Below are 24,172 nucleotides of genomic sequence, written 5' to 3'. Positions count from 1 at the left end.
CCCCGTCAATTCCTTTGAGTTTCAGTCTTGCGACCGTACTCCCCAGGCGGAGTGCTTAATGCGTTAGCTGCAGCACTAAGGGGCGGAAACCCCCTAACACTTAGCACTCATCGTTTACGGCGTGGACTACCAGGGTATCTAATCCTGTTCGCTCCCCACGCTTTCGCTCCTCAGCGTCAGTTACAGACCAGAGAGTCGCCTTCGCCACTGGTGTTCCTCCACATCTCTACGCATTTCACCGCTACACGTGGAATTCCACTCTCCTCTTCTGCACTCAAGTTCCCCAGTTTCCAATGACCCTCCCCGGTTGAGCCGGGGGCTTTCACATCAGACTTAAGAAACCGCCTGCGAGCCCTTTACGCCCAATAATTCCGGACAACGCTTGCCACCTACGTATTACCGCGGCTGCTGGCACGTAGTTAGCCGTGGCTTTCTGGTTAGGTACCGTCAAGGTGCCGCCCTATTTGAACGGCACTTGTTCTTCCCTAACAACAGAGCTTTACGATCCGAAAACCTTCATCACTCACGCGGCGTTGCTCCGTCAGACTTTCGTCCATTGCGGAAGATTCCCTACTGCTGCCTCCCGTAGGAGTCTGGGCCGTGTCTCAGTCCCAGTGTGGCCGATCACCCTCTCAGGTCGGCTACGCATCGTCGCCTTGGTGAGCCGTTACCTCACCAACTAGCTAATGCGCCGCGGGTCCATCTGTAAGTGGTAGCCGAAGCCACCTTTTATGTCTGAACCATGCGGTTCAAACAACCATCCGGTATTAGCCCCGGTTTCCCGGAGTTATCCCAGTCTTACAGGCAGGTTACCCACGTGTTACTCACCCGTCCGCCGCTAACATCAGGGAGCAAGCTCCCATCTGTCCGCTCGACTTGCATGTATTAGGCACGCCGCCAGCGTTCGTCCTGAGCCAGGATCAAACTCTCCGATAAAGTAGTTTGACTGACTACGCACATCGCTGTGCGATTTATTTAAAACTTTGAATTAACAGGTACGTTTTGTCTTGTTTAGTTTTCAAAGATCATTTTGTTCACTTTCTCAAGCAACTTTTTAAGTGTATAATAAGTTTCTTTTAAAGTCAACATATTTTTTATAAATGGTGGAGCCTAGCGGGATCGAACCGCTGACCTCCTGCGTGCAAAGCAGGCGCTCTCCCAGCTGAGCTAAGGCCCCGAAGTGGTCGGGAAGACAGGATTCGAACCTGCGACCCCATGGTCCCAAACCATGTGCTCTACCAAGCTGAGCTACTTCCCGATTTTTAAAAATATTATGGCGCGCCCGAGAGGAGTCGAACCCCTAACCTTTTGATCCGTAGTCAAACGCTCTATCCAATTGAGCTACGGGCGCATAACAATAATGCCGAGGGCCGGACTTGAACCGGCACGGTAGTCACCTACCGCAGGATTTTAAGTCCTGTGTGTCTGCCAATTCCACCACCCCGGCGTGGATGGTATAGTTGGAGCGGAAGACGGGATTCGAACCCGCGACCCCCACCTTGGCAAGGTGGTGTTCTACCACTGAACTACTTCCGCATACAGGATAACTATCCTGTATAATGCGGGTGAAGGGACTTGAACCCCCACGTCATAAGACACTAGATCCTAAGTCTAGCGCGTCTGCCAATTCCGCCACACCCGCGTAACATGGTGAGCCATGAAGGACTCGAACCTTCGACCCTCTGATTAAAAGTCAGATGCTCTACCAACTGAGCTAATGGCTCTTTTTAAAAGACTTATGTTATTATCTTGTCCAAAAATGGTGCCGGCCAGAGGACTTGAACCCCCAACCTACTGATTACAAGTCAGTTGCTCTACCAATTGAGCTAGGCCGGCAAATATGGTGGAGGATGACGGGCTCGAACCGCCGACCCTCTGCTTGTAAGGCAGATGCTCTCCCAGCTGAGCTAATCCTCCATATATTACACTTACGTGTAATAGCTTGGCGGCGTCCTACTCTCACAGGGGGAAACCCCCGACTACCATCGGCGCTGAAGAGCTTAACTTCCGTGTTCGGCATGGGAACGGGTGTGACCTCTTCGCTATCGCCACCAAACCATTGAGAGTGTTCTCTCAAAACTAGATAACAGTAAGCATACATTCAAATTGGTTAAGTCCTCGATCGATTAGTATCTGTCAGCTCCATGTGTCGCCACACTTCCACCTCAGACCTATCAACCTGATCATCTTTCAGGGATCTTACTTCCTTGCGGAATGGGAAATCTCATCTTGAGGGGGGCTTCATGCTTAGATGCTTTCAGCACTTATCCCGTCCGCACATAGCTACCCAGCGATGCCCTTGGCAGAACAACTGGTACACCAGCGGTGCGTCCATCCCGGTCCTCTCGTACTAAGGACAGCTCCTCTCAAATTTCCTGCGCCCGCGACGGATAGGGACCGAACTGTCTCACGACGTTCTGAACCCAGCTCGCGTACCGCTTTAATGGGCGAACAGCCCAACCCTTGGGACCGACTACAGCCCCAGGATGCGATGAGCCGACATCGAGGTGCCAAACCTCCCCGTCGATGTGGACTCTTGGGGGAGATAAGCCTGTTATCCCCGGGGTAGCTTTTATCCGTTGAGCGATGGCCCTTCCATGCGGAACCACCGGATCACTAAGCCCGACTTTCGTCCCTGCTCGACTTGTAGGTCTCGCAGTCAAGCTCCCTTGTGCCTTTACACTCTGCGAATGATTTCCAACCATTCTGAGGGAACCTTTGGGCGCCTCCGTTACCTTTTAGGAGGCGACCGCCCCAGTCAAACTGCCCACCTGACACTGTCTCCCCGCCCGATAAGGGCGGCGGGTTAGAAGGTCAATACAGCCAGGGTAGTATCCCACCGATGCCTCCACCGAAGCTGGCGCTCCGGTTTCCAAGGCTCCTACCTATCCTGTACAAGCTGTACCAACATTCAATATCAGGCTGCAGTAAAGCTCCACGGGGTCTTTCCGTCCTGTCGCGGGTAACCTGCATCTTCACAGGTACTATAATTTCACCGAGTCTCTCGTTGAGACAGTGCCCAGATCGTTGCGCCTTTCGTGCGGGTCGGAACTTACCCGACAAGGAATTTCGCTACCTTAGGACCGTTATAGTTACGGCCGCCGTTTACTGGGGCTTCAATTCGCACCTTCGCTTACGCTAAGCGCTCCTCTTAACCTTCCAGCACCGGGCAGGCGTCAGCCCCTATACTTCGCCTTACGGCTTCGCAGAGACCTGTGTTTTTGCTAAACAGTCGCCTGGGCCTATTCACTGCGGCTCTCTCGGGCTTGCACCCTAACAGAGCACCCCTTCTCCCGAAGTTACGGGGTCATTTTGCCGAGTTCCTTAACGAGAGTTCTCTCGATCACCTTAGGATTCTCTCCTCGCCTACCTGTGTCGGTTTGCGGTACGGGCACCTCTCACCTCGCTAGAGGCTTTTCTTGGCAGTGTGGAATCAGGAACTTCGCTACTATAATTCGCTCGCCATCACAGCTCAGCCTTCACGGGAAACGGATTTGCCTATTTCCCAGCCTAACTGCTTGGACGCGGATATCCAATACCGCGCTTACCCTATCCTCCTGCGTCCCCCCATTGCTCAAATGGTGAGGAGGTGGTACAGGAATATCAACCTGTTATCCATCGCCTACGCCTTTCGGCCTCGGCTTAGGTCCCGACTAACCCTGAGCGGACGAGCCTTCCTCAGGAAACCTTAGGCATTCGGTGGAGGGGATTCTCACCCCTCTTTCGCTACTCATACCGGCATTCTCACTTCTAAGCGCTCCACAAGTCCTTCCGGTCTTGCTTCACAGCCCTTAGAACGCTCTCCTACCACTGTTCGAAGAACAGTCCGCAGCTTCGGTGATACGTTTAGCCCCGGTACATTTTCGGCGCAGAGTCACTCGACCAGTGAGCTATTACGCACTCTTTAAATGGTGGCTGCTTCTAAGCCAACATCCTGGTTGTCTAAGCAACTCCACATCCTTTTCCACTTAACGTATACTTTGGGACCTTAGCTGGCGGTCTGGGCTGTTTCCCTTTCGACTACGGATCTTATCACTCGCAGTCTGACTCCCAAGGATAAGTCATCGGCATTCGGAGTTTGACTGAATTCGGTAACCCGGTAGGGGCCCCTAGTCCAATCAGTGCTCTACCTCCGAGACTCTTACCTTGAGGCTAGCCCTAAAGCTATTTCGGAGAGAACCAGCTATCTCCAGGTTCGATTGGCATTTCACCCCTACCCACACCTCATCCCCGCACTTTTCAACGTGCGTGGGTTCGGGCCTCCATTCAGTGTTACCTGAACTTCACCCTGGACATGGGTAGATCACCTGGTTTCGGGTCTACGACCACGTACTCAATTCGCCCTATTCAGACTCGCTTTCGCTGCGGCTCCGCATCTTCTGCTTAACCTTGCACGGGATCGTAACTCGCCGGTTCATTCTACAAAAGGCACGCCATCACCCGTTAACGGGCTCTGACTACTTGTAGGCACACGGTTTCAGGATCTCTTTCACTCCCCTTCCGGGGTGCTTTTCACCTTTCCCTCACGGTACTGGTTCACTATCGGTCACTAGGGAGTATTTAGCCTTGGGAGATGGTCCTCCCGGATTCCGACGGAATTTCACGTGTTCCGCCGTACTCAGGATCCACTCAGGAGAGAACGAAGTTTTGACTACAGGGCTGTTACCTTCTATGGCGGGCCTTTCCAGACCTCTTCATCTACCTCGTTCCTTTGTAACTCCGTACAGAGTGTCCTACAACCCCAAGAGGCAAGCCTCTTGGTTTGGGCTGGTCCCGTTTCGCTCGCCGCTACTCAGGGAATCGCATTTGCTTTCTCTTCCTCCGGGTACTTAGATGTTTCAGTTCCCCGGGTCTGCCTTCTCATATCCTATGTATTCAGATATGGATACCACTCCATTACGAGTGGTGGGTTTCCCCATTCGGAAATCTCCGGATCAAAGCTTGCTTACAGCTCCCCGAAGCATATCGGTGTTCGTCCCGTCCTTCATCGGCTCCTAGTGCCAAGGCATCCACCGTGCGCCCTTTCTAACTTAACCGTTAAAAAGAATCACTACGTGATATCTTGCATTACTAATTGAATGTGAATTACTTCTGTTATCTAGTTTTCAAAGAACAACATCTCGAAGAATCGAATGATCCTTCAAAACTAAACAAGACAGGGAACGTTCTGTTTATAAGACCCAAGGTCTTATATTCCGTTAAAATCCTTAGAAAGGAGGTGATCCAGCCGCACCTTCCGATACGGCTACCTTGTTACGACTTCACCCCAATCATCTGTCCCACCTTCGGCGGCTGGCTCCTAAAAGGTTACCTCACCGACTTCGGGTGTTACAAACTCTCGTGGTGTGACGGGCGGTGTGTACAAGGCCCGGGAACGTATTCACCGCGGCATGCTGATCCGCGATTACTAGCGATTCCAGCTTCACGCAGTCGAGTTGCAGACTGCGATCCGAACTGAGAACAGATTTGTGGGATTGGCTTAACCTCGCGGTTTCGCTGCCCTTTGTTCTGTCCATTGTAGCACGTGTGTAGCCCAGGTCATAAGGGGCATGATGATTTGACGTCATCCCCACCTTCCTCCGGTTTGTCACCGGCAGTCACCTTAGAGTGCCCAACTGAATGCTGGCAACTAAGATCAAGGGTTGCGCTCGTTGCGGGACTTAACCCAACATCTCACGACACGAGCTGACGACAACCATGCACCACCTGTCACTCTGCCCCCGAAGGGGACGTCCTATCTCTAGGATTGTCAGAGGATGTCAAGACCTGGTAAGGTTCTTCGCGTTGCTTCGAATTAAACCACATGCTCCACCGCTTGTGCGGGCCCCCGTCAATTCCTTTGAGTTTCAGTCTTGCGACCGTACTCCCCAGGCGGAGTGCTTAATGCGTTAGCTGCAGCACTAAGGGGCGGAAACCCCCTAACACTTAGCACTCATCGTTTACGGCGTGGACTACCAGGGTATCTAATCCTGTTCGCTCCCCACGCTTTCGCTCCTCAGCGTCAGTTACAGACCAGAGAGTCGCCTTCGCCACTGGTGTTCCTCCACATCTCTACGCATTTCACCGCTACACGTGGAATTCCACTCTCCTCTTCTGCACTCAAGTTCCCCAGTTTCCAATGACCCTCCCCGGTTGAGCCGGGGGCTTTCACATCAGACTTAAGAAACCGCCTGCGAGCCCTTTACGCCCAATAATTCCGGACAACGCTTGCCACCTACGTATTACCGCGGCTGCTGGCACGTAGTTAGCCGTGGCTTTCTGGTTAGGTACCGTCAAGGTGCCGCCCTATTTGAACGGCACTTGTTCTTCCCTAACAACAGAGCTTTACGATCCGAAAACCTTCATCACTCACGCGGCGTTGCTCCGTCAGACTTTCGTCCATTGCGGAAGATTCCCTACTGCTGCCTCCCGTAGGAGTCTGGGCCGTGTCTCAGTCCCAGTGTGGCCGATCACCCTCTCAGGTCGGCTACGCATCGTCGCCTTGGTGAGCCGTTACCTCACCAACTAGCTAATGCGCCGCGGGTCCATCTGTAAGTGGTAGCCGAAGCCACCTTTTATGTCTGAACCATGCGGTTCAAACAACCATCCGGTATTAGCCCCGGTTTCCCGGAGTTATCCCAGTCTTACAGGTAGGTTACCCACGTGTTACTCACCCGTCCGCCGCTAACATCAGGGAGCAAGCTCCCATCTGTCCGCTCGACTTGCATGTATTAGGCACGCCGCCAGCGTTCGTCCTGAGCCAGGATCAAACTCTCCGATAAAGTAGTTTGACTGACTACGCACATCACTGTGCGATTTATTTAAAACTTTGAATTAACAGGTACGTTTTGTCTTGTTTAGTTTTCAAAGATCATTTTGCCTTTCGTTCAAGCGACTTTATTATTATATCTTATCAATCTCTTGAAGTCAACAACTTTTTAAATTTCTTTTTTTCGTCAGCGCCTTGTTTAGCGGCAACGAATAATAATATACCACCTCACAAATAATAGTGCAATAGTTTTTTAAAAGAAAATCAAAAAAGTTTTACGAGCGGCTTGTTTCTAAAAAAGCGCCGTACTGCGATAAGCAGAAACGGCGCCTTCCCTTTTATTAGCGTTGTCTCATTTGAGGGAATAATAAAACGTCTCTGATAGACGGAGCATTTGTTAACAGCATGACAAGGCGGTCGATACCGATACCCAATCCCCCGGTCGGCGGCATGCCGTATTCAAGAGCTTCAACGAAGTCTTCATCCATCATATGCGCTTCATCGTTTCCTTCTTCTCTTTCTTTTAATTGCGCTTCAAAGCGTTCCCTCTGGTCAATAGGGTCATTCAGCTCCGTAAACGCATTAGCGTGCTCACGGCCGACGATAAACAGCTCAAAACGGTCTGTAAAGCGAGGGTCCTCCGGATTTTTCTTAGCAAGAGGAGAAATCTCTACAGGGTGGCCGTAAATAAATGTAGGCTGAATGAGTGTTTCTTCAATTTTTTGTTCGAAGAATTCATTGATGATATGACCCACCGTCATTGAGTTTGTGATCTCGACACCGTGCTCTTTTGCATGACCGCGCGCTTCTTCAACAGTCATCTCATTCCAGAAATCTACACCTGTCGCTTCTTTGACCGCATCTACCATGTGGAGTCGTTTCCATTCAGGTTTCAGATCAATCTGCTCTTCGCCGTACTGGATTGTGGTGCTTCCAAGCACTTCCTGCGCAATATGTGCAACGAGGTTTTCCGTAAGGCTCATAATATCTTTATAATCGGCGTACGCTTCATACAGCTCGATCATCGTGAATTCAGGGTTATGGCGTGTAGAAACACCTTCATTACGGAACACACGGCCGATTTCGTAGACTTTTTCCAATCCGCCGACAATCAGGCGTTTCAGGTGCAGTTCAATCGCAATACGCATATAAAGAGGCATGTCGAGCGCGTTATGGTGCGTGATGAACGGGCGTGCAGACGCTCCTCCCGGTATGCTGTGCATCGTAGGTGTTTCAACTTCTAAGTATCCATGGTCATCTAAGTATCTTCTCATCGCTTGGATGATTTTGCTGCGTGTGATAAACGTTTGTTTGCTGTCAGGGTTTACGATGAGATCGAGATAGCGCTGGCGGTAACGCTGTTCAACGTCTTTTAACCCATGATATTTATCAGGAAGAGGACGCAGTGCTTTTGTCAGCAGTTCAAAAGATGTCGCTTTGACAGAAAGCTCGCCTACGTTTGTTTTGAAAACTTTCCCCGTGATGCCGATAACGTCTCCGAGGTCTGAAGATTTAAAGATTTCATATTGTTCTTCGCCGACACTGTCTTTTCTTACGTAAATTTGAATTTGACCTTCTAAGTCCTGCAGATGCGCAAATCCGGCTTTCCCTTTTCCGCGCTTTGTCATCATACGGCCTGCAATGGTCACTTCGATCGCTTTTTCTTCCAGTTCTTCTTTAGAAAGCTCCTGGTAGGCGTCAATGATCTGTTGAGATTGATGCGTTCTCTCGAAACGTTCGCCGAAAGGGTCAATGCCGTTTTCTCTCAGCTGGTTCATTTTATCTCGTCTGACTTGCAGCTGGTCGTTCAATTCCTCATGATTTTGCTCTTCTTGACTCATTGGTATCACTCCGTTACATTTTGTTTTCACGAAAAAGCAGAAAAACTGCCAGCGGTAAGCTGGCAGTGAGCAGCAATAGAGGGTGTATATTAACCTACTTTTGCATCTTGAAGCTCTTTTGCCTCTGCTTCGGCGGTAAATGCATCTAAAAGCTGCACAACTTCTTCACGCGTCTCACATTGGTTAATTTCGTTGCGTACATTCGCATTGCCTCTGACACCTTTCAGGTACCAGGCAGCGTGTTTTCTCATTTCTCTGACTGCCACATTTTCGCCTTTTAACTTAATCAGGCGGTCTAAGTGCAGTTTGCATACCGACATTTTTTCACGGACTTTCGGTTCGTCTTTTAACTCACCGGTTTCAAGGTAGTGCACCGTACGGTAAATCATCCACGGGTTGCCGAGTGCGGCCCGGCCGATCATGACGCCGTCAACTCCTGTTTCCTCAAGCATACGTTTCGCGTCCTGAGGCGTTTTGACATCACCGTTTCCGATGACGGGAATGGAGACGGATTGCTTCACTTCTTTAATGATATCCCAGTTCGCAGTGCCTTCATACATTTGCACTCTTGTGCGGCCGTGCAGGGCAACGGCTTTTCCGCCGGCACGTTCAACGGCTTGGGCATTTTTCACCGCATAGATGTGCTCTTCATCCCAACCCATTCTCATCTTCACTGTAACCGGCTTATCAACAGCATCTACTACTGCGGATACCATTTCATAAATCTTATCAGGATCGAGAAGCCATTTGGCGCCCGCATCACATTTTGTAATCTTGGGTACGGGACATCCCATGTTAATATCAATAATATCAGCAGTCGTGTTTTGATCTACAAATTTCGCCGCTTCTACAAGGGTTTCCTTTTTCCCTCCAAAAATCTGAAGACTGAGCGGTTTTTCACGTTCATCAATGTAAAGCATCCCCATTGTTCTGGCGTTGTTGTAAAGAATCGCTTTGTCACTGACCATTTCAGCGCATACCAATCCGGCTCCGAATTCCTTTACAGTCAATCTGAACGCTGAGTTACAGACACCGGCCATAGGGGCAAGCACGACCCGATTTTTCAATTGAATATCACCGATTTTAAACATTTTTCCCCTCCTTTCATTATTTGTCTATTTTTCAGGCGGGGCCAATTCGTCCGCACTTATATTTAAAACATCTGCCGCATCTTGAATGATGGCATCTGACGGCAATCGGTTTCCGCGTTCAATTTCACCGACAATAGAAACTGATATACCTAATGCTTTTGCAAATCCTTCTTGAGTATAACCTTTCAGCTTTCTGAATGCACGAATTCGTCTACCCCAGATTTCTGCTTCCATACTCTTACACCTTCTTGGTTTGTTTCAGCGCTTACCGTGATATGATCCGCCTGCGGACATATTTCTTTTAACGGCGCAAGGACAAATAAGCGCTCATACATTCTCGGATGCGGAACAATCAGCCGCTCTGTTTCAATATTTTCACGATTATACAGCAAAATGTCAAGGTCTGCCGTCCGCGGTCCCCAGCGAATCTCTCTCGTTCTGCCTAATTCAGATTCAATGCTCTGCGTTACATCAAGAAGTTCAAAAGGAGATAACGACGTTTTCACTTCAACCGCCATATTGAGAAACTGATCTTGATCCTCATAGCCGACGGGATCTGTTTCATATATGGAGGACACCTTTGACACCGTCACGCCATGATGGCGGCTGAGCATGGCCACTGCCTGACGCAAATAATGTTCACGGTCGCCCATATTGGAACCGAGGCCGATATATGCCGTATTGTTCATGATTTCTTTCTCGTCATTTCTATGGCTACTGATTTATAATGGCCGGGAATCGGCGGGTCAGGCTTAACAACCTTTACCGTACATTGCTGCACCGGCTCAAATTTCTCAAGGACGGTGTCTGCGATCCGTTCCGCAAGGGTCTCGACCAAATTAACGGGCTCGCCCTCAACGATGCCGCGGCAGACACTGTACAATTCCGCATAGTTAATGGTATAAGAAAGGTCATCCGTTTTTCCCGCTTTGCTCAAATCCAGTTCGGCAGTCAGGTCTACTTTGAAGCGCTGGCCGAGTTTGTTTTCTTCTTCGAACACGCCGTGATATCCGTAAAACTCCATACCTTCCACATATACTTTATCCATAATGTACGCCTCCTTTGTTCAACATAGCATCCATCATCTTAGTCATTCTTGCGATCTCTTTGACATCGTGCACCCTCACAATGTCGCAGCCTTTCTGGACGCCAAGGCATACTGTCGCTCCCGTTCCCTCGGCACGTTCTTCAGGGGGAAGGTCAAGCACACGGCCGATGAACCTTTTTCTCGATGTCGCCAGGAGCAGCGGATAACCTAAACCGCTGAACACCTCCAGCTTGTTCATGACAGCCAGATTGTCCTCATAGTTTTTCGCAAAGCCGATCCCCGGATCCAGAATCATGTTTTCATCTGTGACGCCGGCTTCTGCGGCAATTTTTACGCTTTCCATCAAGTCTGCAAGCATATCAGGAATAAGATCGTTGTAGTTTCTTTCCATGCGATTATGCATTAAGATAATCGGAACCCCGTGTGCGGCGGCTACTGACGCCATGTCAGGGTCACCTTTCGCCCCCCAGATGTCATTAAGGATAGAGGCTCCCGCTTTGACCGCTTCGTCTGCCACGGACGCTTTGTACGTATCGATTGAAAGCGGAATGTCCAGCTCGCTTGTAATTCGTTCTATGACGGGGATGACTCGTGACATTTCCTCATCAGCCGACACGAGTGATGCGCCGGGCCTTGTCGATTCGCCGCCGATATCTATGATATGCGCCCCTTCTTCAGCCATCTTCGCCGCATGCAGAAGCGCCCTTTCCGTACTGTCGTATTTACCGCCGTCAGAGAAGGAGTCTGGCGTTACATTTAATATCCCCATAATGAGCGTCTTCTCTTTATAGGACAGAGCGCCTTTTTTTGTATGAATCAGTTTAGGCTGTTCAATTGTTTGCTGCGCCATTTTGTTCCTCCTCCTGTACATTCATTTTGTTTATTTCCTGCTGATAATGCTTACGGAGCAATTGCACCGTTTTTCCGCTCACTCCGGGCAGCGGAACTTCCTCTATTTTAGAAAACGGGATGATTTCGAGCACAGAATTTGTCAACCATGCTTCATCCGCTTCAAGCATTGATTGAAAACGGAATCGGCCTTCAGTGACTTCTGTCCCCTGCCGTTTCAATTCATCAATGACAAACTGTCTTGTTACACCATCGAGAATTCCTGTATCCAAGGATGGCGTAAAGACCTTGTCTCCTTTTCGCCAAAACACGTTGGAGACAATGCCTTCCGCGACATCTCCTTCTCCGGTCAGGAAAATGCCTTCAAGATTGGGATCATTCCCGATCTCCCGTTTAGCATACATGTTGTTTAAATAGTGATGGGATTTTAACCGGAAATATCCTTCAGGCGTATTTCTCCTGATAGAGAGAAGCCTGCCTTCTTTTTGAACAGGCAGAGTTTCCGGATTGAGCCGGTTGACGAAACAAAGGACGGTCGGCTTTTCATAAGTCTGCGCGGCAAATCCTTTATCGCTGACGCCTGCCGAGATGTTAAGCCGGACACGCGCGCTGCCGTCCTTGATGTCATTGAGGAGCAACAGTCTCCGAAGCATATCAAGCAGCTCCTGTTTGTTCACCTCATATGCAATCTGCAGATCCCGAAGCGCCCTGTTGAGCCTGGCGACATGCGCATCCGGCAGAAACGGCCGGCCGCTGTAAAGCCTGAACGTCTCGAACGCGCCGATCCCGTACAGATAACCATGGTCAAAAGGAGAAAGCGCCGCTTCTTTCTCCTCTATATATTGACCATTCAAATATATAATCACACCGTCACTTCCTTTTTGCGGTGTGTCTCTATAAAGTTTCTAAGCATCTCTTTGCCGAAGGAGGTCATGATGGATTCCGGATGGAACTGAACACCTTCAACAGGCAGCTCATTATGGCGGATTGCCATAATTTCTCCTTCTTTGGTTTGAGCGGATACCGTAAAACAATCCGGCAGCGTGTCCGCTTTGACAATAAGTGAATGATACCGGGTGGCGACCAGCGGATTTTGCAGGCCTTTAAAAATCGTCTGTCCGTCATGCATAACTTCTGACGTTTTGCCGTGCATGAGCCGTTCTGCTCTGACGACGTCGCCGCCGAATACTTGCGCAATCGACTGATGCCCGAGACATACGCCGAAAATAGGAATACTGCCGGCAAAATGTTTGATGGCTTCGAGGCTGATCCCCGCTTCATCAGGACTGCACGGCCCGGGTGAAATCATTAAGAAGTCCGGACCCAGCTCTTCAATCTGCTCAATCGTAATCTCGTCATTCCGTCTGACGATCAGTTCCTCCCCGAGCTCACCCAAATATTGAACCAAGTTGTACGTAAATGAATCATAATTGTCAATCATTAAAATCATCTCTGCTCACCTCGTCTGATTTTTTGTCTCTTCTTCGCTCAGCTCTAACGCCTTTTTCATCGCAAAAGCTTTTTTGAACGATTCCTTGTATTCATGCTTCGGAACCGAATCAATGACCACTCCTGCACCGGACTGCATAAAAGCATGTCCGCCGGCTGCATAGATCGTCCGGATCACAATGTTAAACTGCAAATCTCCGTTGAATCCGAACCAGCCTATAGATCCAGTATAAAGCCCTCGTCTTGTCGGCTCAAGCTCTTCTATAATTTCCATCGTTCTCACTTTGGGCGCTCCCGTGATGGTGCCCCCCGGGAACACCGCATGAATAATGTCTGTCGCGTCATATCCGTCCTGCAGCTCTCCCTGTACGTTCGACACGATATGCATGACGTGGGAATACTTTTCGATCGCCATAAATTCGTTAACGCGCACGGAGCCGTAGCGCGATACGCGCCCGAGGTCATTGCGCTCAAGATCCACAAGCATGACGTGTTCCGCACGTTCTTTTTCGTTGTGAATTAATTCCTCAGCCAAGGCCTTGTCTTCAGCATCGTCTTTTCCTCTTGAACGCGTACCCGCGATCGGTCTCGTTTCAAGCTTCTTCCCCTTCTTTGTCACCAATAGCTCCGGCGACCCGCATATCACTTGAAACCCCGGTGTCTCGAGATAGGCCATGTAAGGAGACGGATTGACGTTTCTCAAGTGTTTATACACCTCATACGGATGAACGGATAAGGACTGGGACTGCCTGATGGACAAATTAACCTGGAACACATCGCCGCTCGCGATATATTGTTTAATTTGTTCTACAGCCTGCGAAAATCCTTCTTCAGTGAACGGAGCGGCGTACGATCCGTCCCCATTCCGATTCAGCGGTGAAAAAGGCTCGTCCGCCTTTTGGAGGGAACACCACATGTCCTCTAAGCCGGACAGCTTTTCTTCCGCAAGATCCGCTTCTTCCGCTTCAGTATGGGTAATGAGCCATAACGCCTCTTCCTCATGGTCATAAACGGCCACATCATCAAAAACAAGAAAGTAAATATCAGGTGTTTCCAGATCATCTAACGACAGCATCTTAAAATTCTCAATATATCGGGCGTAGTCGTAACTGATAAAACCAATCGCACCGCCCTGAAAGTCCGGAAACTCAACGTTTGTTTCCGTTCCGAGCGTTCCAAACCATTCATGAAAGGCCCGCAGCGGGTCACCTTCTTTAAACAGTGTTTCCCCCTCATGCTTGATCGTTGTAATTCCGTCTTTCCCTCTGACGGACGCAATCGGATCTAGACCGGCTATACTGAATCTTCCCCCTCTCGCGCTTTCGAGCAGAACATGCCGTTTTCTCGATTTCGAAAGGTTTTCATATCGCTGTAAAAATGCTTGTTTCGTAAAAGGTATTTTTCTTCCTGCCGGTCTGCGTTGTGCCATCATATCAATCCTCTGCTTCGTTTTACTGTAGTTTTATTTTAAAGCAATCACACTGGTGAAAAAAGTGAATTTCACTTCCAACCATAAAATTCGAAACGTTTTTTGGATTTTCGATGCTTCAGGCACAAAAAAACTCCCGGATACAGCCGGGAGCCGTGTGTATGTCTCTATTCAAACTGATAAAGCGGTGTGCTTAAGTAACGTTCTCCGTTACTAGGGATGATCGCAAGCACTTTCTTGCCTTTCCCCAGTTTTTTCGCGATTTCCAGTGCCGCGTAAATGGCCGCTCCGGAAGAAATGCCGCCGAGAATCCCTTCTTCTTTTGCCGTTTTACGGGCATATTCAAATGCATCCTCGTTTTTGACGGGAATGATTTGATCATAGATATCCGTATTCAATGTTTCAGGGACAAATCCCGCTCCGATCCCCTGAATTTTATGCGGGCCCGGTTTTCCGCCGGAAAGAACTGGAGAATCCGCCGGCTCTACCGCATAGATTTTGATGGATGGATATGCTTCTTTCAGCACTTCGCCCGCTCCCGTGATGGTTCCGCCGGTACCGATTCCGGCCACGAACGCATCAAGCTGGTCGTCACCAAACTGTTCTACGATTTCTTTCCCCGTCGTTTGGCGGTGAATTTCCGGGTTTGCCGCATTGTTGAATTGCTGAGGCACAAAGTATCCGTGTTCCTCCGCAAGTTCTTCCGCCTTTTTAATGGCGCCCTTCATTCCTTCTGCGCCGGGAGTCAGCACAAGCTCCGCTCCGTATGCGCGCAGCAGATTGCGTCGCTCCATACTCATTGTATCAGGCATAACGAGAATGGCTCTGAGACCTTTAGCCGCTGCCACCATTGCAAGACCGATCCCTGTATTTCCGCTTGTCGGTTCAATGATTGTGTCGCCGGCTTTTAATTTTCCTTCTTTTTCAGCCGCTTCAATCATCGCAACTCCGATCCGGTCTTTTACGCTGCTGCCCGGATTCATGTATTCAAGCTTCAGATATACATCTGCACTGTTTTCATCCGTCAGGCGATTCAATTTTACAATAGGAGTATTTCCGATTAGTTCAGTAATAGAATTTGCAATACGCACCATGTTGGACACCTCAATTTCCGAGTAAATTTATTGGTATTATAAATATAAGTTATCAATTTCAAAATTTTTTGTCAATCATTTAGTTCTTTTTTCCCCGTAGAACCAAGAGACCCCCGCCTCTTTCCACAGCGTTTTGACTGTCGCCTTGTCACCTAATTGATCCATCGCGATCTGGCGTCTGATTTGGCTCTTCACTTCATTGTATGAGAAAGTTCTCGCTTTAAGCTTTTCTTTCAGCTGAATGACGGCGTATCCTGAAGAAACTTTAATCGGTTCAGCGGACCATTCATCTTCTTTAAGATTTTTAGCTTCTGTGATATATGCCGGCGGGATATTTTCCTGGTTTTCTGTCACAAAGCCGAGGTCTCCGCCATACTGTGACGTGTATCTGTCCGTGGAACGCTCAGCGGCGACGGCTTCAAAGCTGGAACCGCCTTTCAAATCAGCAAGCACCCTGTCCGCCTCATCTTTGTTTTTGACGACGATGTGCCGGATTCTGTAGGAATCATCGAAATGGTACAATTCTTTATTTTTATTATAAAATGATTGCATTTCCTTATCCGATATATCGATGTCCTTCGTCAGCAGTTCTTCAAGAAGAATGTTGTAGCGGATCTGGTCTCTCCATTCTTTTTCGGTAATATGGCTGTCTTCATAAAATGAATTATTCACCGCTTTGATTAAAAGAAACTCCCGCTCCAATTCGCTGTTTGAAACTGTGAGTTTATTCTTTTTCGCAAGCTCTTCCACTACTTGTGCATTAATCATGTCTTCCAGCGTTGATTTTCCGTACTCGTCTTCCATCTTTTTCATCCAGTCTTGCCGTGTGATATGTTTATCACCGATTGTCGCGATGGATTCTTCAGATGACCCCGCGGCTTGGGATTTTGTTAACTTATACGCCACTGTCACACTGCATACTAACAGCGCCGCTACAATAATCGTCAAAAGTGTTCTCGATTTCAAAATCTACCCCATCCCTTTTATAAAATAGAACAACCCGCTAAAGAGCTAGCGGGTTGTTTCGTCACGAAGCTCTTCCAGTTCTTCTTTTGTAAATAAATATTTCTCATTACAAAAATGGCAAACCGCTTCGGCTTTTCCGTCTTCTTCTATCATATCTTGTATTTCTTTTTTGCCTAGTCCTAAAATGGCCGTTTCGAATCGATCTTTTGAACAAGAACAGTGAAATTTGACCGGCATTGTTTCGAGAACGTCCGGTTTTTGACCCAGAACTTCTTCTAAGATTTCTTCCGGTGTCAGGCCTTTTTGAATCAATTTTGAAATCGGTTCGATTTGAGATAATTGCTTTTCAATTGTTGAAATGGTTTCTTCATCAGTCCCCGGAAGAAGCTGAATGATGAACCCGCCCGCAGCGAGAATGGTGTTATCAGGATTTACTAGAACACCTACGCCGACAGATGAAGGGACTTGTTCAGAAGAAACAAGGTAATACGTGAAGTCGTCACCGAGTTCACCCGAGACAATCTCTACTTGTCCCGTAAAATAATCACGCAAGCCCAAATCTTTTACGACACTGAGTGTTCCGTCAGTTCCGACCGCCCGTCTGACATCCAGTTTCCCTTGTTCATTGAGGTCAAAATGAACGTGCGGGTTTGATACGTATGCTCTTACCTCACCCTTTGCGTTCGCATCTGCGACAATGGCTCCGATCGGGCCGCCGCCTTCTATTTTGACTGTCAGCTTATCTTCACCCTTAAGCATCGCTCCGAGCATCAGAGAAGCTGTCATCGTCCGGCCGATTGCGGCTGATGCCGTCGGCCACGTGTCATGCCTTCTTTGCGCTTCATTTACCATATCTGTCGTTCTGGCTGCATAAGCCCGCACTTTACCGTCATATGCAATTGCTTTAATTAAATAATCCATCGTTTACCTCCTATACGTGACCCACGCGATTTCTCTCATAAATGATTTCCAGCCCTTTCAGAGTGAGAAACGGGTCAACAATATCAATACAGTCTGATTCGTTTGCGATTAATGACGCAAGCCCGCCTGTCGCAATGACTTTCGGTTCCTGTGTTGCCTGCCATTTCATCCGCTTCACTATACCTTCAACTTGTCCGACATAGCCGAAAAGGATGCCGGACTGCATGGCGCTTACCGTGTTTTTGCCGATGATATTGTCCGGACGGGCAATTTCAATTCTCGGAAGCTTCGCCGCACGTGAGTACAGCGCTTCCGTTGAAATCGTAATGCCGGGAGCAATCGCGCCGCCCATGTATTGTTTGTTTTCATCAATGTAGCAATACGTCGTCGCCGTTCCGAAATCAACAACAATTAAGGGGCCGCCATACTGCTGGATCGCCGCAACGGCATTGACGATCCTGTCAGCTCCCACTTCTTTCGGATTGTCATACTTTATATTTAAACCTGTTTTCATTCCCGGGCCGACAACTTGCGGCTCGATGTGAAAGTATTTTGTGCACATTCTTTCTAAAGAGAACATAATCGGCGGCACCACGGATGAGATGATAATCCCTTCAATCTGTTCAAACATGAGTCCGGAATGTTCAAATAAGGAACGGAGCAGCATGCCGAATTCGTCTTCTGTTTTGTGCCTGCTCGTTTCTATGCGCCAATGATATTCTAATTCCCCATCATGATATACACCAATCACGGTGTTGGTGTTCCCCACATCTATAACCAGTAACAACCTCTATCACCACTTTTGAATAGTTTCTAATCATAACATTTTCAACATTCTACAATACCATACACGATCTGCGGCTCTTTTGTAAACAAAACGGAACCAGTAAAAAAACCGCCGGTATACGCCGGCGGTTTTCATATCAGAAAGCGAACTATTCTTTCGGCTCGTCTTTCTTTTCGTCTTCTGTTTTAGACAGGATGTTTACTTTCACATCGTCTTTTTGAAGATGGTCATCTGAGAAATTGCGCTCAGGGAGTTTTCCGTGATCCACGAGATGCTTGATTTGTTCCGCATCTAATGTTTCCACATCAAGCAATGTCTGAGCAATCAATTCAAGCTTATCGCGATTTTCAGTCAGGATGGTTTTCGCACGCTCATAACATTCTTTAATGATGCGCTGAATTTCCTGATCGATTTCGTAAGCGATCTGATCACTGTAGTTTTGCTCGTTGTTGAAATCCCGGCCCAGGAATACTTGACCGCCTTGAGATTGACCGAACTGAAGCGGTCCGAGTTTTTCTGACATACCGAACTCTGTCACCATTCTTCTGGCAATGCTCGTTGCCCGCTGGAAGTCATTGTGAGCCCCCGTGCTGACTTCGCCGAAGATAATTTCCTCGGCAACCCGTCCGCCCAGAAGACCGACAATTTTATCGAGAAGTTCAGGTTTTGTCTGGAAGTAACGGTCTTCTCTCGGAAGCATGACCGCGTATCCGCCCGCCTGCCCCCTCGGAACGATCGTTACTTTATGAACCATATCGGCTTCATCCAGCACAAGTCCGATAACGGTGTGACCGCCCTCGTGGTACGCCACGATATTGCGTTCTTTTTTCGATATGACGCGGCTCTTCTTCGCAGGACCCGCAATGACACGGTCCGTCGCTTCATCAATGTCGCGCATATCAATTTTCTTCTTGTTTTGACGGGCAGCAACGAGTGCCGCTTCGTTAAGAAGGTTTTCTAAATCGGCGCCTGAGAAACCGGGTGTTCTTGAAGCGATTGCTTTTAAGTTCACCGTTTCATCAAGCGGTTTGTTTCTCGCATGGACCTGCAATACGGCTTCACGGCCGATGACATCCGGACGGTCTACCGTAATCTGACGGTCAAAACGTCCCGGACGAAGCAATGCAGGGTCGAGAATGTCCGCACGGTTTGTCGCAGCGATAATAATGATTCCTTCATTCGCACTGAAACCGTCCATCTCAACAAGCAGCTGGTTCAGCGTCTGTTCGCGTTCATCATGCCCGCCGCCAAGACCTGCGCCGCGCTGACGTCCCACCGCGTCGATCTCATCAATGAAGATCAGACAAGGCGCATTCTTTTTCGCATTTTCGAATAAATCACGCACACGGGAAGCACCGACACCGACAAACATTTCAACGAAGTCAGATCCGCTGATGCTGAAGAAAGGAACGCCCGCTTCACCGGCTGAGGCTCTCGCAAGCAATGTCTTACCGGTTCCCGGAGGTCCGACCAGCAGCACGCCTTTAGGGATTCTGGCGCCAAGCTCGGCGAATTTGCGAGGATCTTTCAGAAACTCAACAACCTCAACAAGCTCCTGCTTCTCCTCATCCGCGCCGGCTACATCTTTAAACTTCACGCGTTTCTTTTCTTCCGTATACAGCTTCGCTTTGCTCTTTCCGAAGTTCATGACACGGCTGCCGCCGCCCTGAGCCTGATTGAGCAGGAAGAAAAACAGAATAAAGATGATGACAAACGGAATGATCGTCGTTAAGAACGTCACCCACCCGCTTGTTTCCTGTGCGGGATCAACTTTTACGTCCGTCTTTTTAATTGCATCAAATATCTGGTCTGCTCCTTTTCCTTCAGGAACATGTGTTAAAAAGTACTGGTCTTTGTCGTATTTTTTCAGCTGTCCTTTTACCTCATAAACACCTCTGACAGGCTGAACCGATACGCTATCAACTTTCCCCTCATCGAGGTTCTTGATAAACGTACTGTACGACATATTTTCTGTTTTCGGGTTTGAAGTCTGGAAGTAACTCACAACCCCGATTACTACTAATAAAATAAGTAAATAAAAAATGGTATTACGGAAGACCCGATTCATTCCTTACCTCCTCCCACAGTAAGCACAACTATGTTCAATAGTACCATAGAAAATCATTCCAATACAACCGATAACCATCTCGGAAGCAGGCAGCCGATCAGCTTTCATAAATCGCCGGTTTTAATACTCCGATGTAAGGCAGATTGCGATAGCGTTCGGCATAATCAAGTCCGTAACCCACAACAAACGCGTCAGGAACTTCAAAGCCTACGAAGTCTGCTTTAATGTCCGCTTTTCTTCCGCTTGGTTTATCCAACAGGGTAACAATCTTAATTGATTTCGCTTTACGATATCGGAAGAGTTCTACGAGATAGCTCAAGGTTAACCCACTGTCGATAATATCTTCAATGATTAAGATGTCCCGGCCTTCTACAGATGTATCCAAATCTTTGATGATTTTGACTTCTCCGGAAGAAACCGTGGAATTTCCGTAGCTTGATACATCCATGAAGTCCATTTCCAAATATGTATCAATATGCTTTATAAGATCAGCCATAAAAGGAAGCGCTCCCTTTAACACACCGATTGCCAACGGAAACGTGTCGCTGTACTCGCTTGTTAATTGTTCTCCAAGCTGTTTTACTTTCTGCTGGATCTCATCTTCTGAGATCAGCACTTTTTCGATATCCTGTTTCATGTTAATGCTTGCCCCCTACACTTTTCATGCTGTCTATATTGTAATACAATGCGGTCACTGTTTGAAATCACAAGATCGTCAAAGATGGATTTTTTCAAGCCAGGCAGCCAGATAATTTCACCGCTCGCATCCGTTACAATCGGCCATTCGTCCCGATCCCGCAGAGGCAGTTTATGATCAATAAATATATCTTTCACCTTTTTCGAGCCATTCATCCCTTTAAGTTTGATCCGGTCGCCGATTTTTCTCGTCCGGATTGTTAAAGGAAATTGCACCTTGTTTCTGCTTGTCATAAAAACAGCATTCCCATTTTTGATATGAGGGTCAGCCTGATCGGCCACCTCTATCATAAAGCCGTTGGGGAGAACAGCAGTCTCGCCTTCCGCTCCTTGCAGCTGCAGCTCAAAGGGAACTTTTTCACATTGCCATTGTTCAAATGTAAACAAACATGTCTGATATGATTTGACCACCTTCAGCCCTTTCGGAAAATCAAGCACTCCCGAGGCGCTTCCATTTTCCGCCCATTCGAGAAACTGCTGTATGTGGCGGGCGGAAAACGACGATGGAACGTTTTCATAAAGATAGTTTAATATTAGTTGAACTCCTCTTCTTTGTAAAGGTATCGGAAGGGCAAGCAATTGAGAGGAATTGACTTCAACCGATGTGTCAGACTTGCTTGTAATAACCTTATTCATTCGTTCTTTCGTTAATGACTGCAGGTATTGTTCGTCTTCTGTCAGTGCTTCACTCACCTTTTGAAACATTTTATGAACGTCAGGTGATTCTTGTTTTAAAAAAGGAAGCACGGTCTTTCTGAATCTGTTTCTTGTATAATCGTCTTTTGCATTGCTCTCATCCGTTCTGTAGCTGAGCCCTTCTTGACGGCAGTATTCAAGGATTTCATCCTTTGCCGCATAAAGGAAAGGTCTGATCAGCCAGCCGGATGCAAGTTCGCGGACGGGCTGCATTCCCGCAAGCCCTGCCCCGAGCGTACCTTTCGCAAGCCTCATGAGCATTGTCTCAACCTGGTCATCGCCGTGATGAGCCAGCGCCAAAAACTTCGCTTGGTGTTTTGCCATCAGATCTTCGAAAAACTGATATCTGCAATCACGCGCGGCAGCCTGCTTGTTCAGCCTATTCTTCTTTGCGTATGCAGAAACATCAATCTGTACCGTTTCACAGAGGATGTGTTCAGCCTCGCAATATGACTGCACAAACTTCATATCTTCTTCAGATTCAGGACCCCTGAACTGATGGTCGACATGCGCCGCTATGATAACGGAGGAATGCCCGAAGTGCTTATTCAGCATACTGAGAAGCGCCATTGAATCAGGGCCTCCGGAGACCCCGGCAATAATCGTTTCTCCCTCCGCCTGAAGATGATATGTTTTGAAAAAATCTTCCACGCTTTTCACAATGTCCCCCTCACAATGAGCAGGTTTTTTAAAGATATACATATCCTATCACTTTCATTCCCTCCAAGCAAAGAAGAAGCATGAGCGCAGGCGTCCGGCCGGCATTAGATGAGAAAAAAGACGATGTAAGCGAAATAAAGGGCGAGAACGCTGATTAAAATAAGTGTTGTTTCAAACAAACCATTGTGCTTTGCGGGTTTTTGTTTAGGTTTATACCGCGTTTGAGATACAGTGCCCTGCCGCGGTTTTGATTGCGGCGGCTTAGGCTTGGCGGCGGCTTTCCTTTTGCTCCCGGCGCTCTGCCCCGCCGTCAGGATGTCATGCTTCATGGCTTCCGCAGACGGATATTGGCCGTTTAAAGCAGAAAACAGAACCTTCTTATACTTATTCAGAAACGGGTGGCCTTCAATGATAGAACGAAGCTGTTCTTTCGGCTGTCCTGACTTTTTGCACTCTTTCTTCTGGACACAGTGGATCATGATCATTGCGACAGCAAACAGGTCATAGGATGGTTCTGCTTTTCTTGTTCCGTACCCCCAATAGCCCCTGTCGTAAAACTCCGTATACTCTTTAATCGCGCGGCCCTGTTTTGTCGTTCCCCCTACATCAATGCAGCGAATGGCAGCCGGTGGTCCGGTTACAATGAGATTGTCCGGTTTGAGGTCGCCAAAAACCCACCCTTGCTGATGAAGGACTGACAAGCTGGAAAGAAGCTGCACCATCAGCACCGGAATCCACTCCGCTCCCTTACTGCTGATATATTGCGGAAGAAGCGGCCCTTCTATGTACTCCATCACGTAAAAAGAGACATTTTTATTCAGCTGCGGAATAAACGCATCGTCCGCATCAAAAAAAGAAGGCCCCATCGTTTGCGACCGGGCCTTTGAAAAGGATTTTAAGACATTCACTTCAGAGGTAACAGACATGCTGTCGCTGCTTATTTTCAAAGCGACCTGTCCGCCTGATGCTTCTGCCAGATATACAATACCGTTAGCCCCTTTTCCAAGCTGTTTGAGCAATCTGTAGGATTTGCCGTTCCATTTGCCCTGAATTGCCGTCCCCGGTGCCAGACTACATGCCAAACTCGTTAAAGCGTCGTTCATCATCTGCCAACATGCTCCTTCTTGAGCGGATTCTCTCAAACTGCTGCGTCGCTTCCCGGATAGCGGGGCCCGTAGGGGTGATACCGCCGGTCGACAGCTTCGCAAAGAGTGCAGAAAGAGATTCAAGCTTCGGCGTCCAATTCAGCACAAGCTCAACTTCCTGGCTTTTCCCGGGAAATATACACATTGCAAATTCATTTTGCCCGGCCCGGGAATTTAAACTGATGGAAAGATCGATCAGCGCTTCTTTCACCGTCGGCAGTTTCGGCGCCATACTCGCACTCGTATCAACCAGCACAAGCACTTGCAGATGAACCGTTTCGCCGAGTTCATCAACCACTTCCATCACTTCGCCGCGTTTTTCAGGAGAAAGCTCTACCATTTCAACGTTTTTCCCTAAGATTTGTTTAAGCTCTTGATTGACGACACCTTGCAGCGTCTGGGTCATTGCTTTTTTCGTCACCATTTGAACCGTCTGAGACAATTGTGACGCATACACAACTTGATGGACGCCGCCTCCGGCCATGGCGATGCCTTCAACTTCCTTCATTGCCTCTTGGTCAATCGCGTTTTCTTCCATAATTCCTATAACATTCACCGTAATCCCCTGCTCCTTGGCGAAAGCCGCCATTGCGATCGGGTCTTCACCATGATTGGAGCAGCCATCTGTAATCAGCAGAACTTGATTTAAATGTCCCTTATTCACATACATTCCTCCCGGTGATA

At 48.3% G+C, this 24,172-nt stretch carries 18 protein-coding genes, 9 tRNA genes and 4 rRNA genes (1 of these 31 running past the window's edge); all 31 read right to left on the bottom strand.

Annotated elements, in window-relative coordinates:
- Positions 1–936 (bottom strand): 16S ribosomal RNA (locus MY7_RS18435) (it extends 614 nt beyond the left edge of the window).
- Between the two features lie 165 nt (positions 937–1,101).
- Positions 1,102–1,177: transfer RNA gene (locus tag MY7_RS18430), tRNA-Ala, on the bottom strand.
- A gap of 4 nt (positions 1,178–1,181) precedes the next feature.
- Positions 1,182–1,258 (bottom strand) — tRNA-Pro (locus tag MY7_RS18425).
- A 16-nt stretch (positions 1,259–1,274) separates the two neighbouring features.
- A tRNA-Arg gene (locus tag MY7_RS18420) sits at positions 1,275–1,351 on the bottom strand.
- 10 nt (positions 1,352–1,361) lie between these two features.
- A tRNA-Leu gene (locus MY7_RS18415) sits at positions 1,362–1,447 on the bottom strand.
- Positions 1,448–1,461: 14 nt separating this feature from the next.
- Positions 1,462–1,536: transfer RNA gene (locus MY7_RS18410), tRNA-Gly, on the bottom strand.
- 24 nt (positions 1,537–1,560) lie between these two features.
- Positions 1,561–1,642, bottom strand: a tRNA-Leu gene (locus tag MY7_RS18405).
- Between the two features lie 6 nt (positions 1,643–1,648).
- Positions 1,649–1,724, bottom strand: a tRNA-Lys gene (locus MY7_RS18400).
- A gap of 36 nt (positions 1,725–1,760) precedes the next feature.
- Positions 1,761–1,836, bottom strand: a tRNA-Thr gene (locus MY7_RS18395).
- A gap of 5 nt (positions 1,837–1,841) precedes the next feature.
- Positions 1,842–1,917 (bottom strand) — tRNA-Val (locus tag MY7_RS18390).
- A 23-nt stretch (positions 1,918–1,940) separates the two neighbouring features.
- Positions 1,941–2,056: ribosomal RNA gene (gene rrf / locus MY7_RS18385) — 5S ribosomal RNA — on the bottom strand.
- Between the two features lie 50 nt (positions 2,057–2,106).
- Positions 2,107–5,036: ribosomal RNA gene (locus tag MY7_RS18380) — 23S ribosomal RNA — on the bottom strand.
- Positions 5,037–5,211: 175 nt separating this feature from the next.
- Positions 5,212–6,761 (bottom strand): 16S ribosomal RNA (locus MY7_RS18375).
- Together the 16S, 23S and 5S rRNA genes with 9 tRNA genes alongside form the textbook arrangement of a ribosomal RNA operon.
- A 328-nt stretch (positions 6,762–7,089) precedes the next feature.
- Positions 7,090–8,589 carry a lysine--tRNA ligase gene (lysS, locus tag MY7_RS18370; protein ID WP_007615216.1) on the bottom strand — a complete coding sequence of 500 codons (1,500 nt, stop codon included), beginning with the start codon at positions 8,587–8,589 and terminating at the stop codon, positions 7,090–7,092.
- 89 nt (positions 8,590–8,678) lie between these two features.
- Positions 8,679–9,680, bottom strand: a complete 1,002-nt coding sequence (dusB, locus tag MY7_RS18365; RefSeq protein ID WP_007409948.1) for a tRNA dihydrouridine synthase DusB — start codon at positions 9,678–9,680, stop codon at positions 8,679–8,681.
- Positions 9,681–9,704: 24 nt separating this feature from the next.
- Positions 9,705–9,914 carry a helix-turn-helix domain-containing protein gene (locus tag MY7_RS18360; protein ID WP_003150668.1) on the bottom strand — a complete coding sequence of 70 codons (210 nt, stop codon included), beginning with the start codon at positions 9,912–9,914 and terminating at the stop codon, positions 9,705–9,707.
- Positions 9,866–10,369: a 2-amino-4-hydroxy-6-hydroxymethyldihydropteridine diphosphokinase gene (gene folK, locus MY7_RS18355; protein ID WP_007615214.1), complete on the bottom strand. Its 504-nt coding sequence runs from the start codon at positions 10,367–10,369 to the stop codon at positions 9,866–9,868. Before folK ends, MY7_RS18360 begins: the two co-directional genes overlap by 49 nt.
- A complete protein-coding gene (gene folB / locus MY7_RS18350) occupies positions 10,366–10,728 on the bottom strand; it encodes a dihydroneopterin aldolase (RefSeq protein WP_003150671.1) in 363 nt (120 codons plus the stop codon). The genes folK and folB overlap by 4 nt, the downstream gene beginning before the upstream one ends.
- Positions 10,721–11,578 carry a dihydropteroate synthase gene (gene folP, locus MY7_RS18345; RefSeq protein WP_007615212.1) on the bottom strand — a complete coding sequence of 286 codons (858 nt, stop codon included), beginning with the start codon at positions 11,576–11,578 and terminating at the stop codon, positions 10,721–10,723. Before folP ends, folB begins: the two co-directional genes overlap by 8 nt.
- Positions 11,559–12,443 carry an aminodeoxychorismate lyase gene (pabC, locus tag MY7_RS18340; RefSeq protein ID WP_007615210.1) on the bottom strand — a complete coding sequence of 295 codons (885 nt, stop codon included), beginning with the start codon at positions 12,441–12,443 and terminating at the stop codon, positions 11,559–11,561. Before pabC ends, folP begins: the two co-directional genes overlap by 20 nt.
- Positions 12,440–13,027, bottom strand: coding sequence for an aminodeoxychorismate/anthranilate synthase component II (pabA, locus tag MY7_RS18335; protein ID WP_007409944.1), 588 nt, complete (start codon positions 13,025–13,027; stop codon positions 12,440–12,442). Before pabA ends, pabC begins: the two co-directional genes overlap by 4 nt.
- Before the next feature lie 6 nt (positions 13,028–13,033).
- Positions 13,034–14,455, bottom strand: coding sequence for an aminodeoxychorismate synthase, component I (pabB, locus tag MY7_RS18330; protein ID WP_029326256.1), 1,422 nt, complete (start codon positions 14,453–14,455; stop codon positions 13,034–13,036).
- Positions 14,456–14,622: 167 nt separating this feature from the next.
- Positions 14,623–15,549 (bottom strand): cysteine synthase A, encoded by a 927-nt coding sequence (cysK, locus tag MY7_RS18325; RefSeq protein WP_007615206.1) that lies wholly within the window; start codon positions 15,547–15,549, stop codon positions 14,623–14,625.
- Between the two features lie 75 nt (positions 15,550–15,624).
- Positions 15,625–16,515, bottom strand: a complete 891-nt coding sequence (locus MY7_RS18320) for a peptidyl-prolyl cis-trans isomerase (RefSeq protein ID WP_007615204.1) — start codon at positions 16,513–16,515, stop codon at positions 15,625–15,627.
- A gap of 45 nt (positions 16,516–16,560) precedes the next feature.
- The gene (gene hslO, locus MY7_RS18315; RefSeq protein WP_004264606.1) at positions 16,561–17,436 is read right to left on the bottom strand and encodes an Hsp33 family molecular chaperone HslO; all 876 of its coding nucleotides are present in this window, start codon (positions 17,434–17,436) and stop codon (positions 16,561–16,563) included.
- 10 nt (positions 17,437–17,446) lie between these two features.
- A complete protein-coding gene (locus MY7_RS18310; RefSeq protein ID WP_007409940.1) occupies positions 17,447–18,223 on the bottom strand; it encodes a type III pantothenate kinase in 777 nt (258 codons plus the stop codon).
- A 148-nt stretch (positions 18,224–18,371) separates the two neighbouring features.
- Positions 18,372–20,291 (bottom strand): ATP-dependent zinc metalloprotease FtsH, encoded by a 1,920-nt coding sequence (ftsH, locus tag MY7_RS18305; protein WP_007615201.1) that lies wholly within the window; start codon positions 20,289–20,291, stop codon positions 18,372–18,374.
- A gap of 97 nt (positions 20,292–20,388) precedes the next feature.
- Positions 20,389–20,928 (bottom strand): hypoxanthine phosphoribosyltransferase, encoded by a 540-nt coding sequence (hpt, locus tag MY7_RS18300; RefSeq protein ID WP_004264611.1) that lies wholly within the window; start codon positions 20,926–20,928, stop codon positions 20,389–20,391.
- The gene (gene tilS / locus MY7_RS18295) at positions 20,925–22,343 is read right to left on the bottom strand and encodes a tRNA lysidine(34) synthetase TilS (RefSeq protein WP_029326255.1); all 1,419 of its coding nucleotides are present in this window, start codon (positions 22,341–22,343) and stop codon (positions 20,925–20,927) included. The genes hpt and tilS overlap by 4 nt, the downstream gene beginning before the upstream one ends.
- Before the next feature lie 104 nt (positions 22,344–22,447).
- Entirely contained in the window at positions 22,448–23,449 is a 1,002-nt protein-coding gene (locus MY7_RS18290; RefSeq protein WP_007615197.1) for a protein kinase domain-containing protein, read from the bottom strand.
- Positions 23,415–24,152: a VWA domain-containing protein gene (locus MY7_RS18285; protein ID WP_029326254.1), complete on the bottom strand. Its 738-nt coding sequence runs from the start codon at positions 24,150–24,152 to the stop codon at positions 23,415–23,417. The genes MY7_RS18290 and MY7_RS18285 overlap by 35 nt, the downstream gene beginning before the upstream one ends.
- Positions 24,153–24,172 lie beyond the last annotated feature (20 nt).

Source organism: Bacillus sp. 5B6 (genome assembly GCF_000259405.1).
GTDB lineage: Bacteria > Bacillota > Bacilli > Bacillales > Bacillaceae > Bacillus > Bacillus velezensis.
Note: the sequence above shows the minus strand (reverse complement) of the source record. Positions and strands in the feature narration are given on the sequence as shown.